16 protein-coding genes are annotated in these 15,205 nt (G+C 40.4%); 6 read left to right on the forward strand and 10 right to left on the reverse strand.

Going from position 1 to position 15,205, the window contains the following annotated elements; genetic code table 11:
- The first annotated feature begins 300 nt into the window (after positions 1-300).
- The gene (locus ABFU83_RS00645; protein ID WP_347068105.1) at positions 301-1,455 is read left to right on the forward strand and encodes an aspartyl protease family protein; all 1,155 of its coding nucleotides are present in this window, start codon (positions 301-303) and stop codon (positions 1,453-1,455) included.
- Between the two features lie 46 nt (positions 1,456-1,501).
- On the opposite strand, the gene ABFU83_RS00650 is transcribed toward ABFU83_RS00645, so the two are convergent.
- Complete coding sequence (locus ABFU83_RS00650) at positions 1,502-2,980, reverse strand: PLP-dependent aminotransferase family protein (protein ID WP_347068106.1); 1,479 nt, start codon at positions 2,978-2,980, stop codon at positions 1,502-1,504.
- 70 nt (positions 2,981-3,050) lie between these two features.
- On the opposite strand from ABFU83_RS00650, the gene ABFU83_RS00655 reads away from it, so the two are divergent.
- From ABFU83_RS00655 to ABFU83_RS00665, 3 genes are all read left to right on the forward strand, one after another.
- Positions 3,051-3,500, forward strand: a complete 450-nt coding sequence (locus tag ABFU83_RS00655) for a GNAT family N-acetyltransferase (protein ID WP_347068108.1) — start codon at positions 3,051-3,053, stop codon at positions 3,498-3,500.
- An 18-nt stretch (positions 3,501-3,518) separates the two neighbouring features.
- Positions 3,519-4,040: a GNAT family N-acetyltransferase gene (locus ABFU83_RS00660; RefSeq protein WP_347068110.1), complete on the forward strand. Its 522-nt coding sequence runs from the start codon at positions 3,519-3,521 to the stop codon at positions 4,038-4,040.
- 305 nt (positions 4,041-4,345) lie between these two features.
- On the forward strand, positions 4,346-4,687 hold the full coding sequence (locus ABFU83_RS00665; RefSeq protein WP_347068112.1) for a zinc ribbon domain-containing protein YjdM: 342 nt from the start codon (positions 4,346-4,348) through the stop codon (positions 4,685-4,687).
- A 52-nt stretch (positions 4,688-4,739) separates the two neighbouring features.
- Here ABFU83_RS00665 and ABFU83_RS00670 read toward each other — a convergent pair whose 3' ends face one another.
- The 4 genes from ABFU83_RS00670 to ABFU83_RS00685 form a co-directional block, all read right to left on the reverse strand.
- Positions 4,740-5,150: an SRPBCC family protein gene (locus ABFU83_RS00670; RefSeq protein ID WP_347068114.1), complete on the reverse strand. Its 411-nt coding sequence runs from the start codon at positions 5,148-5,150 to the stop codon at positions 4,740-4,742.
- A gap of 3 nt (positions 5,151-5,153) precedes the next feature.
- Positions 5,154-5,657 (reverse strand): SRPBCC domain-containing protein, encoded by a 504-nt coding sequence (locus tag ABFU83_RS00675; RefSeq protein WP_347068115.1) that lies wholly within the window; start codon positions 5,655-5,657, stop codon positions 5,154-5,156.
- Positions 5,654-5,974, reverse strand: a complete 321-nt coding sequence (locus ABFU83_RS00680; protein ID WP_300489800.1) for a helix-turn-helix transcriptional regulator — start codon at positions 5,972-5,974, stop codon at positions 5,654-5,656. Before ABFU83_RS00680 ends, ABFU83_RS00675 begins: the two co-directional genes overlap by 4 nt.
- A gap of 156 nt (positions 5,975-6,130) precedes the next feature.
- On the reverse strand, positions 6,131-8,503 hold the full coding sequence (locus tag ABFU83_RS00685) for an outer membrane beta-barrel family protein (RefSeq protein WP_347068117.1): 2,373 nt from the start codon (positions 8,501-8,503) through the stop codon (positions 6,131-6,133).
- A gap of 92 nt (positions 8,504-8,595) precedes the next feature.
- Between ABFU83_RS00685 and ABFU83_RS00690 the strand changes: the two genes are divergently transcribed.
- A complete protein-coding gene (locus ABFU83_RS00690; RefSeq protein ID WP_347068119.1) occupies positions 8,596-9,732 on the forward strand; it encodes a sensor histidine kinase in 1,137 nt (378 codons plus the stop codon).
- Positions 9,729-10,451: a LytTR family DNA-binding domain-containing protein gene (locus ABFU83_RS00695; protein ID WP_347068121.1), complete on the forward strand. Its 723-nt coding sequence runs from the start codon at positions 9,729-9,731 to the stop codon at positions 10,449-10,451. The genes ABFU83_RS00690 and ABFU83_RS00695 overlap by 4 nt, the downstream gene beginning before the upstream one ends.
- 55 nt (positions 10,452-10,506) lie before the next feature.
- Here the strand turns inward: ABFU83_RS00695 and ABFU83_RS00700 are convergent, their stop codons facing one another.
- The 5 genes from ABFU83_RS00700 to murF all read right to left on the reverse strand — a co-directional run bounded on the left by ABFU83_RS00700 (position 10,507) and on the right by murF (position 15,176).
- The gene (locus ABFU83_RS00700) at positions 10,507-11,736 is read right to left on the reverse strand and encodes a serine hydrolase domain-containing protein (RefSeq protein WP_347068123.1); all 1,230 of its coding nucleotides are present in this window, start codon (positions 11,734-11,736) and stop codon (positions 10,507-10,509) included.
- 114 nt (positions 11,737-11,850) lie between these two features.
- Complete coding sequence (locus ABFU83_RS00705; protein WP_347068125.1) at positions 11,851-12,444, reverse strand: hypothetical protein; 594 nt, start codon at positions 12,442-12,444, stop codon at positions 11,851-11,853.
- A complete protein-coding gene (locus tag ABFU83_RS00710; protein WP_230978990.1) occupies positions 12,431-12,937 on the reverse strand; it encodes an RNA polymerase sigma factor in 507 nt (168 codons plus the stop codon). Before ABFU83_RS00710 ends, ABFU83_RS00705 begins: the two co-directional genes overlap by 14 nt.
- Before the next feature lie 2 nt (positions 12,938-12,939).
- A complete protein-coding gene (locus ABFU83_RS00715; protein WP_347068127.1) occupies positions 12,940-13,794 on the reverse strand; it encodes an alpha/beta hydrolase in 855 nt (284 codons plus the stop codon).
- Positions 13,795-13,892: 98 nt separating this feature from the next.
- Positions 13,893-15,176, reverse strand: coding sequence for a UDP-N-acetylmuramoyl-tripeptide--D-alanyl-D-alanine ligase (gene murF / locus ABFU83_RS00720; protein WP_347068128.1), 1,284 nt, complete (start codon positions 15,174-15,176; stop codon positions 13,893-13,895).
- Positions 15,177-15,205: the final 29 nt, after the last annotated feature.

Genomic DNA, 15,205 nt, shown 5'->3' on the forward strand with positions numbered 1-15,205 from the left:
TCCATCCGGATGAAATGATGAGTCTGGCAAAAATAGGCCGATTATTTATATAGCCAAATATTTACAAAAAAAATCATAAAAATTTTATATGAAGAAAAGATTCCGCTATTTCTTAGGTTGGATCAGTCGTTTGTGGAGTTCTGCATTTCGGTGTTGGATTATCCAACACATTTTGGGTATATCCGGGGTTGTTTTGTTTTAAAACCGAATGTGTTAAAAGAGATTAAAATATCTCTCTCATTTGTGACTTACTCTATATTTGTGCGAAATCATTCAATCATTAAACGCAGTTAAAATCAAATGAAACATTACTGTCTTACGTTTCTTCTGTTGCTTTCGGCTTATGGCTTTTCACAAAACCGATTACCGGTGATCAAAGCGAATGCCAAAACAGCAACAATTCAGGAAGTCGGGCAACCGCTAAAGAAATGGAATTTAAGTCCGGAAATTAAAATCGATGTCTTTACAACCAATAAGTTGGTACAACCGGTTACGGTAAAATTTAAAACGGATATCGATTCCATTAGTTTTAAATTAAAACCCGGGCAACAAAAAGATTTTATTGTTTTGCTCAATGGAAAGGATTCCTGTTATACCCGAATTCAAAGTCCTGAGGTGAAAAATTTTAGACGCGTACAACCGGAAGTTCACGATACGATCCCATTTGCCATTAATAAGCACAATACCAATTCGATTAAAGTGGTGTTAAACAAAATGGATACGTTAAATCTGAATTTCGATTCGGGTGCTACCGAAGTGGTGCTGATTGAAGAGGCCTTAAAAAACAAGGTGAAAAGCAAACTGGATCTGTATAATACGCTACATGACATTAAAGTTGGAAGCAGAACGTACCAATCGAAGGTTTACGATATCCAATTAGCAGGCCATGGTGTCGACGGTCTTTTAGGCTGGGATAATTTCGACGGTTATATTGTCGAGCTCAATTACGATAAAAATATCATGGTTGTGCATTCAAAACTGCCAAAAGCCGTAAAACAAAACAAAGCGGTTGACAAGTTTAAAATGAAATATTTTAATCAGGTATTTTATATCGAAGGCCGGATAACACAAGGCAGGAAGACCCTAAAAGACTGGTTTATGTTTGATACCGGATACCAGAAAACGGCTGTCCTGGACAATGATCTTTTAAACAAGTCGAAATTCCCGGTTGCTGAAATGGCAGTAATTCGTACAGATACACTTCTTGGTATAATGAAAAATAAGATTCCGGTGGTAACTTCCAAGCTGGAAAGCCTGAAAATAGGGAAGCACGAGCTGAAAAATGTACCGGCTCAGATTTTAACAACCAACAAACCGGTACGCGGTGCCAATGTTCATATTTTAGGAAGTGATGTTTTAAAGCGATTTAACACCTTTTTTGACTTTCAGGAAAATGTAGTTTATTTATTGCCGAATCAGTTGTATGAGGCTGACTATATTGAGAAAGCACCCTGAGAATTGGATTATAAAAAACGACCCGGATAGGTGTCGTTTTTTGTTTTTACAGTATTTTTTTTAGGATAGCAACACTTCGGGTCAATTCGTCTTTCGATGCCGAAGCAAAACCCAATCGGATCGAATTGGTGCTGTAATCCGAATATTGATGTGTTTTTCCATCGGATAGTAATAAACCTTTTCGAAGTGCTTTTTGAGCCAATGATTCCAGATTGATGGAATCGGCAAAAGTCGTCCAAACCGTCATACCACCTTCCGGAACGGTAAAAGTGACCGCATCGGATAATTCGTTGGTGAGTAAATCACAAAACAAATTCCGTCGTTCTTCATAAATGGCAATCGCTTTTCGTGTATAGCGCTGTAGTGTTCCGTCCTGTAAAATAGTGGCCATCGCATTGTCGAGCATATGATCGCCCTGTCGGTCCAATAAAATCCGAACCTGTGCCAGATGTTCGATCACGTTTTCCGCACCGACCAGATAGCCCATTCGAAAGGCTGGCGAAAAACTTTTGCTAAAAGAGCCGCAATACATCACCATTCCGTTTTCATCGGCGCTGGCTAAAGGTAATAACGGACGGTGTTTGTAATGAAAATCAAAATCGTAATCGTCTTCAAAAATGATAAAACCGTATTCATTGGCCAGTCGTAATAACTCCAAACGCCGGTCAATACGTAGGGAAACGGTTGTTGGATAATGATGGTGTGGGGTCACATAAACCATTCGCACTTTTTGCGTCCGACATATTTCTTTTAGCGCATCAACAACAATACCGTGTTCGTCGACCGGAATACCAATAAGATGTGCGCCGGCATGAAGAAAATTATGATCGGCTCTTTTCCAACCGGGAATTCCGGAAACCACTACATCGCCGGGGCGAATCAAAGCGGTACAAACCAGATTGATGCCCATTAGGGTTCCGCGTACGGAAAGTATATTCTGAGCGGTTGTTTTTAAGCCGCGTGTCGCGTTGAGGTACTCCGATAAAGTTTCCCGGTAATATTGCGGGCCGGCCGGATCGTTATAACTGCCAAACCGGTGGTAAAGTCCGCCGCGCGTGAGCTGGTTGCGGTAGGCGCGGTACAGTTCCTTTAAAGGCGCCAGACTCGGATCGGGATAACCGTCGTCCAGATGAAGCTCCGGTATAAAGATATCGGTTGCCTTATCCGGATAGTTTTGAAAGGGAATACTAAAGCCTGCTTTTTTCATAGCCGGTCTATGCCGATTGCCGGTTAGTGTTTCCGGTTCATGATCCACAAGATGGGCGGAGATAAAAGTACCACGACCGACAAAACTTTCTAACCATCCTTGCATTTGCAGTTCTTCATATGCCTTTCCTACGGTGATCCGGTTAATTTGCAATAGTCCGGCAAGATCTCTGGTAGAAGGTAGTTGCTGACCTGATCGGAGTGTGCCTTTTTTGATAAAATCAAGCAAAATATCAGCCAGTTGTAAGTATACCGGACGCGCTATAGAAGGATCAAGTACGATGTTTTCGAATAAAGAATGCAGTATTGGACTATTCATAATAATAGTATTGGATGATAAAGATAATCTATTATCAATTTAATTTTGACAGCACAAAAGAATAATTACAATGGAATTTACAATACGGGAATGCAAAGCAACCGATCTCGATACCTTGGTTGCCTTATGCGCGAAACATGCCGATTACGAACGGGCGACGTATGAGGCTCGTGGTAAAAAGGAAAAACTAAACGACGCTCTTTTTTCGGATAACAAAAAGTTATACGGTATTGTAGCGGAAGTGGCTGGTGAAGTGATCGGTTATGCGACCTATACATTTGATTTTTCCACCTGGGAGGCGCAAAAGTTTATTTATCTGGATTGTTTGTATCTGGAAGCCGCGTATCGTAATTTTGGAATCGGTCAAGCTTTGATGGAAAAAGTAATCGAAATCGGACAAACCCAAAATTGTATCAACATGCAATGGCAAACGCCTGATTTTAATGAAAAAGCCATCCGTTTTTACAAACGTATCGGCGGAATCGGGAAAGAAAAAGTACGGTTTACATTACCGATATAAACACAAAAAGCAAATAATATGGAAAAGATAATCATTCGGGAAATTACGCTTCAGGATATGGAAGTATGGCAAGCCTTGGCAAAAGAGACGTTTTTTGAAACGTTTTCGGAAAATAATTCCGCAGAAAACATGGAGCAGTATCTCGAAAATAGTTTTAATATTCCGAGGTTAACGGCCGAATTAAACAATCCGGATTCACAGTTTTTTATGGCTTGGGATGGGACAATGGCTGTCGGTTATCTAAAGTTAAATTCCGGAACAGCACAAACCGAATTGCAAGACGATACGGCTCTTGAGATCGAACGTATTTATGTGAAAAGCAGCTACCACGGACAAAAAGTGGGTCAGTTGCTATATGAAAAAGCATTGGACACGGCACAAAAGGATCGAAAAGCTTATGTATGGTTGGCCGTATGGGAAGAAAATCACCGGGCGATTCGATTTTATACCAAAAACGGATTCGTGGCTTTTGATACCCATATTTTCAGATTGGGTAATGAGGAACAAACCGATATCATGATGAAAAAGGTTTTGGAGTAAGAGCTGTTCTTATCCATTATAAGGACCGTTTTATAACCCTGCATTCGTGCGGGGTTCATTTTTTAACCCGTTTTTCTTCGTCATTTATTAAATTCAAATTTGTAAAATCTGTTTTTGTTTATCAATTCCGGAAGATATCGGGAAAATTACGATGTAGTTTGAGGTAAAATGCTAATTTTGCGGAATACACACTAAAGTTGTTAAACCGGAAAGTGTTTTTTAGAAGATAAACAATAAATAGATAGCGAAATTGCTATTATTGCAAATAATGGCAATACCGATTTTTAATAAGTAACGAAACGATTATGTCTGACGAAATGAAAACATGTCCGCAATGCGGATCGCCTTACGGGTATTATTTAAATGATGAAGCGTATGCTTGTCCGGAATGTACACACGAGTGGAATCCTGCCGAAGTAGGTTCGCAAGAAGTTCTGGTGATAAAAGATTCAAATGGGAATATTTTACAGGATGGCGATGCGGTAATTGTAATTAAAGACCTTCCGGTTAAAGGTGCTAAAGGGCCGATTAAAGCGGGAACCAAAGTAAAAAATATCCGTCTTACCGATGGTGATCATAATATCGACTGTAAAATCGATGGTTTTGGAGCAATGGCTTTAAAGTCGGAATTTGTTCGAAAAGCTTAAGTATCAAATTCAAAATATAAAAGGACATACTATCGAGTATGTCCTTTTATATTTAATGACTTTCGGCATATTTTTTAAAGTTGTTTAAAATAGCTTGCCATCCGTTTTGTTGCATTTCAATTGGATTTTGATTTTCCGGATCAAAGGTAATAATAAGATCGGTTGCGTTATCGTTTTCATGGAAAGTTACGGTTACTTGTCGGCTGTCTGGCATGGTGTAGCTAAAGTGTTTGCCATCGCTGATTTCGTTATAAATGGCTTCAAATTCAAAACCAAAACTACCGTCCCGAGCTTCCATTCGGGCGCTATAGGTACCGCCAACCTGCATGTCGTTTGTCGCTTTCGGACAATGCCAGGATGGATCAGCAAAGTTCCATTGGGTAATGTGTTCCGGTTGTGTGTAATAATTCCAGACTTTGTCTTTGTCAGCAGAAATAGTAGCGTTAATTGTGATTTTAGACATATGTTATCGGGTTAAGATTAATAGTAATTCGTCCAGTTTTTCAAGTGTGGCAATCATTCCCGGTTCCATGCCCATTTGAATTACGGTTTCCAGATCGGATAAGGATTTATAGGTTACAATGGTTTCGACCAACGTATTGTCGCCTTTATCGGTAAAGTTTACCAGCCAGTCGGAACTGGGAAGGTCTTTGTTCAAATCGCCGGCTTCATTAGCAAAAGCATCCCAGGCCGTGTAGTAATCGATTGGTTTGATTTTCTGGTAGGCCATCCAGTTCCAATATTCGGTACCGTTGGGTTCGATCATCGCATAATGCCAATGACCGCCTTCGCTAAAATCCATCGTTTTGGTTTTGGTGGTTAACGGTTTTGGCGCAAACCACTGATCCAATAGTTCTCTTTTGGTATAACAATCCCAAACCAATTGACGGTTGGCCATAAACTCACGTCTAATAGTCAAAGTGTTCTTCTCCTTGTCGGCAAGGAAATCAAACTGTAAATTGTGTTTCATTTTTGTTGGTTTTTAAGGTGGTCTAATAGGTTGTCGAGTTGTTCGAAACGGCTTTCCCATATCGTGCGGAATTGTTCCAGCCATTGATCAATTTCTTTCATCTTGTCGATTTCAAGCTGGTAATAAATTTCCCGTCCTTGTTGTTCCTGTTTTAACAACTGACATTCGGTTAGTATTTTCAGGTGTTTGGAAACAGCCTGCCGCGTCGTGTTAAAATGTTCGGCTATCGCATTGGGGGTCATTGCCTGTACGGCAATCAATGTGAGTATGGCTCTTCGGGTTGGGTCGGCAATGGCTTGAAATATATCGCGTCGCATAATCTGTTCTTTTTTATATGAAACCAATCAGTTGCAAATATATATGAAACTATTCGGTTGCGCAAATGATTTTAAATAAAAAATCAATAGGCATAAAAAAAACAGCCGATTTTCTGACTGGTTTTTAGGGGTTTACTTTGGAAATAGTGAGATTTACTACATTCGGTTGGTTTCTTCATTAAGCGAAGCAGCTTTGACCGATTTGGATTTTCCACCGCCAAAATAATACGTTGCCTGCACATAAAAGCGTCGGGTTTCCCATCGGTTGGTCCAATCGGTAGTCACATTTTGAATTTCTGTAACACGTTGGTAGAAACTTTTTTTCAGAATATTAGTACAACCACCGGATAACTGTAGCGTTTTGTTGAACAGGTTCTTTTTTGCCGATACGCTAAAGTCGCCAATGGCTTTCGAATAGCCGTTTGGTGTGGTCGAACGTCCGACATAAAATCCGTTTATATTGAGTGTCCAGTCTTTAAAAGTGAAGTTTTCATACAAATTGATCTCGTGACGGAAACCGTTACCCTGATATGAAAATTCGGGAATATCCGACGATTCGCTAGAGTAAGTGCCTTCAAAGTTGAATTGCATCGTCCACCATGGCGCTATCTGGTAGGGATAGGTGGCCGAAAATCCGATTTTCTTTCCGGTCGACGCATTGGCTTTATAGTTGATGTTGTAGTTTCCTTCCGGTTGATAGGCAATCACATCGGTAAAACCATTGTTGTATAAATAACCATAGAGGCTTAGATGTAAAGCACTTTTATAAATATAACTCAACTGAAGACTATGGTAATACTCCGGTTTTAAAGCCGGATTTCCTTTTTGAAGTGTATAGGCATCCAGATATAAATAATATGGATTTAACGATAAATAGCCCGGTCGACCAATACGGCGGCTATAGCTCAATTGGTATTGGTTGTTCTCTTTTTTATAATTGATGGAAAAGGAAGGGAAGAGGTTGGTGTAACGATTCGAATGGGATTGATGATTGATGGGTGAGTTGGCTTCATATTGAAAATACTCGGCGCGAAGTCCGGCCATAAAATTCCATTTGCCCAGACTAAGGTCCACTTGTGCATAGGCGGACGTAAGGTGTTCTTTATAGGTGAAATTATTGATCAAAAGACTGTCAGGTATGATGGATAAACCGCTGTTGTAGGCATCGTAACCATTGTAGTAATCCATATGGATATACGAATATTTAAGTCCGCTTTCCAGATATAGTTTTTGCGCCAGACGCTGACGAAGATCGGTCTGAGTGGTAACAATGGTATACTTGGTTGTATTGGTGCCGTTGAGTTGCATATAGGAATTGTCGGCATAATCATTGCGTTGAAAACCGGATGAAGATGTGGTATAGCGCGCCAAATTCGCCTGTATATCCAGTTTGGTCGTCGTACTGTCGGTCACAAAACTGTAAAAAGCATTTCCGGTTAAGCGTTCTGAGGGTTTTTGTTCGTGTTTGCTTAGGTTTACGGTAGTCACAGGCGCGTTATTCAGGAATTCGTAGGTAGTGCCATAGGTGTTTTCATCAGCATCGGAGCGGAAATAGTACCAATCCGTACTGATTAGTTGTTTTTCACTAAGTTTACGTTCCACAGCGAGGTTAAGGCTTTTGGAAACGGTTTCAGGTCGCCATTTGTTATATTGATCAATAACACGGTTGCCTTCAGGCGCGGTGATGTCCTGTCGGATATGACGGTGGTTTACGGAGTTACCTTTGTAATAGGACATATTTCCATTGATGTTCCATAGCGAATCGCTGTAATACATACGGCTGCCATATTGGTGTTTAAAATATTCACCGTAAGAGGCCCAGGCGTAGGCGTTTCCGCTTAGATGCTTTTCTTTTTTCCGTTTTAAAATAATGTTGATGATACCTGCGGTCCCCGATGCATCATAACGCGCCGATGGTTGCGCAATAATTTCTATCGAAGCAATGTCATCACCTTTTAGCGATCGGATATATTCGCGGAGCGCTTCCCCTTGAAGGGCGCTTTTCTTTCCATTGATCATAATCTGAATGTCTCCATTACCGCGGAAAAGCAGATTTTCGTCTTTATCAAGTTGAATACCGGGAACCTGACGTAAGGTTTCGAGACCGTTATTGCCCAGTCCGACGCCAGCCATATCGATGTTGAAAATCATTTTGTCTCCTTTCATGGTAATGGCATTTTGTTTTGCCTTAACGATCACTTCGTTTAAGGTTGTATTGGCCGCCGGTTGCAGGATAGCTTTTAAGCGAAGCGGGAAATCGCGGGCCGCTATTTTTTGACTATAGTCGGCGTAACCCATATAACGGATGGTGAGTGTGCCGCTGTGAAATGTTTCGGAGATAGCAAGGCTAAAGTTTCCCTGCTCGTCGGTATGTGCCGATACTATGTTTTTTTGTAAGGTATCCGTTACGAATATAGAAGCATAGGGAAGGGATTCGCCCTTGGAATCGGAGGCATTTCCGGTGAGTTTTTGTGCTGATAGTACAATTGGAATAAGTAAAAAGACTGCTAAATAGTGAAATGATTTCATAGGCTGATTTTATAATACAAGAGTAGACCGCTTTAAACAGTCATTTTTCTAAAAAGGATAAAGCATCACGATTGTCTTATAAACGGACGATTATGGCATATAAAAAATTTGGTTGTGTAAAACGGGGAGTTCGTATCGGATTTTCCTGGTTTTGTCGGATACGGTTTTCGGACTATCCGGAAAAAACATACTTTAGTGGTATGTCTAAAAAAAGAGAAATACAGTATCATATTGTCTTTTGGGTCGTGGTGATGCTTCTGGATCATTTGCTGGAAGATATCATGAAGGATCGCAATAACGCTTTTTTCTGGAAGGCACTTCAGGGAACCGGATTTACGTTATTGCAAATGGTGTTGTTTTATCTGAATTATCTGTGGGTGTGTCCGAAGACAATTCCGTACAAAAAATGGAAACTTTTTGCCCTATGTCAGTTGGGGTTGTTTTTTCTGTTTCCGACGCTACGTTTTATAATCGAAGAAGTGATCATTTACCGGATTACCGGAAATCATAATTATGTGATGGAAGCACTTACGGTGGCTTATTATGTATATGATAATTCATATTATGTGATACGTACCTTGTTACTTAGTATTGTTGGTTATTTCCTGAAATACCTTTGGACAACCAATGAGAAGATGAACCGCCTGCAGTTGGAAAAAAAGCAGGCCGAGTTACAAGTGCTTAAAAATCAGTTGAGCCCGCATTTTTTATTTAATACGCTCAATAGCTTTTACTCGGATTTGTATGATACGCAGCCTAAAGTGGCCGATGATATTATGAAATTGTCTGAGATGTTGCGCTATGTGACGTATGAAAATGAAAACGACAGGGTATTGCTTCGCGATGAGGTGGAGTTTTTGCAGCATTATATTGCGCTTTTCCAACGGCGTTTTGACGGAACAATTCCAGTGGAATATCACTATCCACATGAGCTAAAAGAATATCGAATTCCGTCATTGCTACTGATTCATTTTGTGGAAAATGCCTTTAAACACGGAATTTTGGACGATCCAAACCATCCGGTGGTGTTTGATTTTACAATACAAAACGACCGATTGGTTTTCCGTGCGTCTAATAGCTATCGAAAGAGTCAGCATTATGATGTTAGTGGTGTCGGACAGAAAAATATCGTACAACGACTTGCAATTTTGTTTCCGGATAATCATAGTTTACTCGTGGATCAAACAGAAAATACCTATACCGTCGTTTTAAATATCCCATTGTTATGATGCAAAAACCTATAACCTGTATAATTGTAGATGACGAACCACCGGCAATACGACTGCTGCAAAAGTATGTGGAACAATTACCCGGATTGGAATGCATCGGAACCGCAACCCGTGCCGTGGAAGCCTTGCATCTAATCGAACAACAGTTACCCGATATTGTTTTTCTGGATATTCAGATGCCGGATCTTACGGGTTTACAACTCTCAGCCCTTATAAAAGGAAAGGTTAAGGTGGTGTTTACAACCGCTTATCCGCAATTTGCCGTGGAAGGTTTCGAGCAAGATGCTGTCGATTATCTGCTAAAACCGGTGGCATTTAACCGGTTTATTGGCGCTGTCGAAAAAGTGCGGAAAATTTCAGATTCATCAAAACCAAAACCCGTTGCCGAAGTACAGGAGGATTACTTTTTTATCAAAACGGATGGCAAAAACCGGTATAAAAGGGTTCTTATAAATGCGATTTATTATATCGAGAGTATTAAGAATTACGTGGTAATTCATACCGGTGAGGAGCAGGTGATTACCTATAATACCTTAAAACATTTTGAAGAGCATTTGCCGGAAGACCGGTTTGTGAAAATACATAAATCCTATATGGTGGCACTTGGGAAAATAGAAAAAACCGATACCAATGAAGTTTGGGTTTTGAATAAAAGCTTACCACTGGGAGATACTTATAAATCAGATTTTTTTAAAAGAGTACAGCAGTTTCTACTTTGATTTGCTGCTAGTTCCTACACCTGACAGGTTTTTAAGACCTGTCAGGTGTAGTAGCTTAGCGTCCCAAAGCATCCCATATCTGATAAAATACCTGATTACCTTCCGGAGTTGAAAAGTTGGTATTAAACATCATGATACGTCCGGTACTGGTTTTCGGATCAAAAAAAAGCATGGCCATAACACCGGGATCGCCACCGGTATGACCAATATAACCGGTATAACCAAAACCTATAAAAATCCCGGTATTATACGATTCGCTATACGGATTCTGAGTGTTTCGTTCGGTAAAGTGTCCGGCGGATAATTGTGGTTTAAAAAACTCACGATAACTTTCTTTGGATAGTATTGTACCTTTACCGTTATAACCGCGGATCAGTTCCTGTAGGTACTTGCTCAGATCGTTGATTGTAGTCATAAAACCACCATCCGGATACGAACTCATAGTGTAATAGGGAAGTAGTGTTTCCGGATCCTGATAATAGCGGGACAAACGGGACAAATCTATAGCGTCGAATTTCCAACCGGAATCTTTTAATTGTAGCGGATTAAGGATGTGTTTTTGCGTAAAAACATCAAAAGGCTCCCCGGTGGCGCGTTCGATAATATAAGCGGCCAATGTCGTTCCGGTATTGGAGTATTCATAGTGCACGCCCGGCGCTTTGTTTAAAAAAGTATCCGCGTTGTGCCATTTTCCATTTGCAGCTAGCATTTCTTTTGTGAAAACAGCCAAGCTTACAACCGAATCCGCTGGATTTAATATTTGAGTGTCATCGAATACTAAAGGCAAACCGTTTAGATCCTGATTGGGTTTTAGATAATAGTTCTTGTTTAAATAATTTTCGTTGTCCAGTATCGTCGAAGTATGCGTAGCCAAATGCCGGATCGTAATGGTAGTTTCCGGGAAGTTTGGGTTGATCACTTCAAATGGAAGATACGAATTAACAGGATCGTCCAATCGGAGTTTTCCGAGTTCCTGTGCTTTTAGCAGGGCAATACCAACCAATGTTTTCGAGATGGAGGCAATGCTTTGGATGGTCTGTACGGTATAGGCTTTGTGAGCCGCCTGGTCGGCATAGCCGAATCCGTTTTTATAACGCACCCCTTGATCATCTACAATGGCAACACCAAATCCGTTAAAATAACCTTTGTTGTAAAGCTGCTGTAACCGATTGGTAAGGGAATCAGTTGCAGATTTACGGATAACGGTTGTTGTATTTTGTTTCGGTACGGAACAGGAAACCACAAACAGCATACTTGTTGCCAAAAGAAGGATTGTTTTTTTCAAAAGGTCGAATGTCAGGTTTTTACGAAGTTACAAAATAATATACACCTGACCTGGTTAGATACACCTGACAGGTTTTAAAAACCTGTCAGGTGTGGAATATGAAGAGGGAGATAATTATTTATCGTAATTTGCTTCGATTTCCTTTAATGCGGTAATAATGCTTTCGGTTTTGGCATGTTCTTTCCGGATTTGTCTTTTGCCAATTATAAAATAGGCGATAAGCATCCAAACAACATATAAAGTCAGGAAAATGATTTTGGAGGCTATGGATAGGGGATCTGCGACTTCGATTGCATAAAGCCCAAAGGCAATATTCATGACAATATAATAGATAAGGGTGTACATCGTATTTACTTTTTGTTGAAAATTATAGAATTCTCTGATCTGTTGTAAAGCGATTTGAGGCGATGCTGTGAGATCGGTCTTTTGAAGTTTGCGAACCATGAGTAATCGCAAAGCAGAATATCCGAATATCGAAGCAAACATTAGTCCGATACCCATAAAGGTTGTCGCCATTTTAAAAGGGAACGAACTTACCAGCCAGGCCAGAAATATAACGGTAAGCATTAAAATAATAACCTGAATGCCTATTTTTCGTGTCATGGATTGTTGCTCTTTTTTCGCTTTATTGATGATAACAGTAACATCAGGTAGCGCACCGGTACTTTGTTGTTGCCAGATTTCTTTTAGATTGTCAAACGCTTTCATATTTACTGTAAATGGTGTTTAATTGTTGTTTTATCCGGTGTATTTTTACTCGTAAATTACCTTCCGTAATTCCGGTTGCCGCGGCAATTTCGCTATAGGGAACATCTTCCAGTAACATTGTAATGATCAAACGGTCGGATTCGTTAAGCTCGCTGATGCATTTGTAGAGCAACTGGATTTGCTGTTCTTTTTCATTGTTGTCGTCGTGATCGATTGTTGCCAGTTCGGGTTGGAGTTCGTCGGTTTGTTTGTTTTTTTGCGAACGGATGTGATAGAGGCAGGTGTTTACTGCAATCCGATAGATCCAGGTGCTGATTTGCGATTCGCCCCGGAATTTGTTCTGATTTTGCCAGATCCGAATAAATACTTCCTGAAGTAAATCATCGGCTTCCATATGGTTTCCGGTATATCCCAAACAGATCCGGTGTATTTTGGCCGAGTAGGTCGCATATAATTCCCGGAATTGACTGTCTTGCTGTTGTTCTGTCGACACGCTTATTTTTGATTTAGAAAGTTGTCTATTGCGCTGTAAAACCATTCCGGAGCGTCGTACATTATAAAATGCTTACTGTCGGCGACTTTAATGGTTTTGTTTTGTAAAGCAGCATATTGTTCGTTATAGATTTTTTCGCTGTTTTCTTTAGTGTTAAAGATACTGGTTAAAATCAATACCGGACTTTTGATTTTTGCAATATCCGTGCGAAGGTCGGTTAACGACATTTCCACAATGGTCGATCCCAATGTTGTACGATCGCTGGCAAAGCTCCATTCGGCGATCTGTTTGGCTCTTGCCGTATCGCGAACCTGATAAAGCATCATTTGGGTCATGTTAGCAACATAGTTGTCGTTCGGAATGGATTTGAAATTATTGATCACAGCTTCTTTATTAAAACGCGGATCGTCTTTTAAAGCGGCTACCGTTGTTTCGGGTTTGGTTAGTGCCGAAATAAACGGAACGCCGTCTACGCAAACAATTTTACCAAAAAGATCCGGTTGCGAACTGCTTACCCATAATGCCATAAAAGCACCCAGGCTATGACCGATCAGCATTGGTTTTTTTAATTTGTTGGTTTTGACATATTGTATCAGTTGATCGTGTACGGTTTGTAATACCGGATCCTGAATCGGTTTTACACCGGCAAAACCGGCCAGCGTCAGGATATGCAATTGATAGTTGTTTTTTAAATGATCAGCGGTTTCTTTCCAAACTGCGCCACTGCAGGAATAACCCGGAATAAGAAGTATCGGTTGTCCTTTACCAATCACTTTTACGTCAAAAGCCTGTTGTTGCGCAAAGCCAAATGAAAGGTTGAAAAGTAGGAATAAAGTGAGAATTGCATTTTTCATCATAACTGCATTTTAAGATTTGTTTTCTTTTGATGCAGTTGTGATGCGATTGTTACAAAAAGAGATAAAAAAAAATCGCTGCATTTTTTGCAGCGACCTTTTTATAAGAGTTCCAGTGTTCGTTCGAGCGCCATTCCACGCGAACCTTTTATCAGGATCGTATGGGCTTTTGGGATCTCATTTTGAAATGAATGGGTAAAATCGTCAAAACTGGAAAAGAAATGCAAATGTGGCTGATCAACTTTTGACGCAAAGAAATCCTTACCGATAAAATAGGTTTTGATTTCCGGCGTACGACTCACCAACGAAACGACGTTCTGATGTTCTTTCAGGCTTTCGGTTCCCAGTTCGAACATATCCCCCAAAATGGCAATTTTCGAGCCGTCTTCGAGTTGCGCAAAGTTTTCCAATGCTGCGGTCATACTACTCGGATTGGCATTATAGGCATCCAGAATAATATGGTTTCCGTTTTTCTCGATTAGCTGCGAGCGGTTATTGCTCGGGATATAATTTTCGATGGCCGTTTTAATGGCTTCCGTCGAAACATTAAAATAGTTTCCAATACTGATGGCCGCATTGATATTATTGGCATTGTAAATCCCGATCAGGTGGGATTGTATTGTAATGTTTTTCACGCCGATTTTCACCATCGGATTAGCCGAAACGGATTGGATCACAACATCACTATTTCCTTTTTGTGAAAAGGTATAACGGGTAATGTTTTTTGTTTTTTCTTCCTGAATCGGATCATCCAGATTGACAAAAGCGGTTTTTTCGTTTTGTTCCAAATACTGATACAATTCGCTTTTTCCTTTGATTACGCCTTCCGTTCCGCCGAAACCTTCCAGATGGGCTTTCCCGAAATTGGTAATATAACCAAAATCCGGTTGGGCGATACGGCATAGCATTTCGATTTCTTTCTGATGATTGGCGCCCATTTCAACGATTCCGATGTCGGTGTCTTCGTTAAACGATAAAAGCGTAAGCGGAACACCGATATGGTTGTTGAGGTTACCAACGGTTGCTTTGGTTTGATATTGCTGTGATAACACTGCATTGATCAGTTCTTTTGTAGTGGTTTTACCATTACTACCGGTAAGTGCAATAATCGGTAAGCCTAATTGGATACGGTGGTAATTAGCCAATCCTTGTAGGGCTCTCAGACTGTCAGGAACCAAAAGCATTTTGTTTTCGTCGGTAAGGTATTTTTTATCGTCAATTACAACAAATAAGGCACCTTTGGTAAGGGCTTCGGCGGCAAAGGTATTCGCGTCGAAGTTGTCGCCTTTAAGGGCGAAAAACAACGAATTGGGTTCTATTTTTCGGGTGTCAGTACAAATGCTGGAACACTGTAAAAAACACTGGTAAAGTTCTTCTATTTTCATGTGGTGAAAGTACTAAAAAAATAAAAGCC

The sequence above is a fragment of the Flavobacterium sp. WV_118_3 genome, assembly GCF_039778605.1.
Lineage (GTDB): Bacteria > Bacteroidota > Bacteroidia > Flavobacteriales > Flavobacteriaceae > Flavobacterium.

What these genes read in the sequence shown, in the direction of transcription:
- ABFU83_RS00645 (WP_347068105.1), top strand. Translation starts at nt 301, where the DNA reads ATGAAACATTACTGTCTTACGTTTCTTCTGTTGCTTTCGGCTTATGGC.
- ABFU83_RS00655 (WP_347068108.1), top strand. Translation starts at nt 3,051, where the DNA reads ATGGAATTTACAATACGGGAATGCAAAGCAACCGATCTCGATACCTTG.
- murF (WP_347068128.1), bottom strand. Translation starts at nt 15,176, where the DNA reads ATGAAAATAGAAGAACTTTACCAGTGTTTTTTACAGTGTTCCAGCATT.
- ABFU83_RS00665 (WP_347068112.1), top strand. Translation starts at nt 4,346, where the DNA reads ATGTCTGACGAAATGAAAACATGTCCGCAATGCGGATCGCCTTACGGG.
- ABFU83_RS00650 (WP_347068106.1), bottom strand. Translation starts at nt 2,980, where the DNA reads ATGAATAGTCCAATACTGCATTCTTTATTCGAAAACATCGTACTTGAT.
- ABFU83_RS00660 (WP_347068110.1), top strand. Translation starts at nt 3,519, where the DNA reads ATGGAAAAGATAATCATTCGGGAAATTACGCTTCAGGATATGGAAGTA.
- ABFU83_RS00680 (WP_300489800.1), bottom strand. Translation starts at nt 5,974, where the DNA reads ATGCGACGCGATATATTTCAAGCCATTGCCGACCCAACCCGAAGAGCC.
- ABFU83_RS00690 (WP_347068119.1), top strand. Translation starts at nt 8,596, where the DNA reads ATGGCATATAAAAAATTTGGTTGTGTAAAACGGGGAGTTCGTATCGGA.
- ABFU83_RS00685 (WP_347068117.1), bottom strand. Translation starts at nt 8,503, where the DNA reads ATGAAATCATTTCACTATTTAGCAGTCTTTTTACTTATTCCAATTGTA.
- ABFU83_RS00715 (WP_347068127.1), bottom strand. Translation starts at nt 13,794, where the DNA reads ATGATGAAAAATGCAATTCTCACTTTATTCCTACTTTTCAACCTTTCA.
- ABFU83_RS00675 (WP_347068115.1), bottom strand. Translation starts at nt 5,657, where the DNA reads ATGAAACACAATTTACAGTTTGATTTCCTTGCCGACAAGGAGAAGAAC.
- ABFU83_RS00670 (WP_347068114.1), bottom strand. Translation starts at nt 5,150, where the DNA reads ATGTCTAAAATCACAATTAACGCTACTATTTCTGCTGACAAAGACAAA.
- ABFU83_RS00695 (WP_347068121.1), top strand. Translation starts at nt 9,729, where the DNA reads ATGATGCAAAAACCTATAACCTGTATAATTGTAGATGACGAACCACCG.
- ABFU83_RS00705 (WP_347068125.1), bottom strand. Translation starts at nt 12,444, where the DNA reads ATGAAAGCGTTTGACAATCTAAAAGAAATCTGGCAACAACAAAGTACC.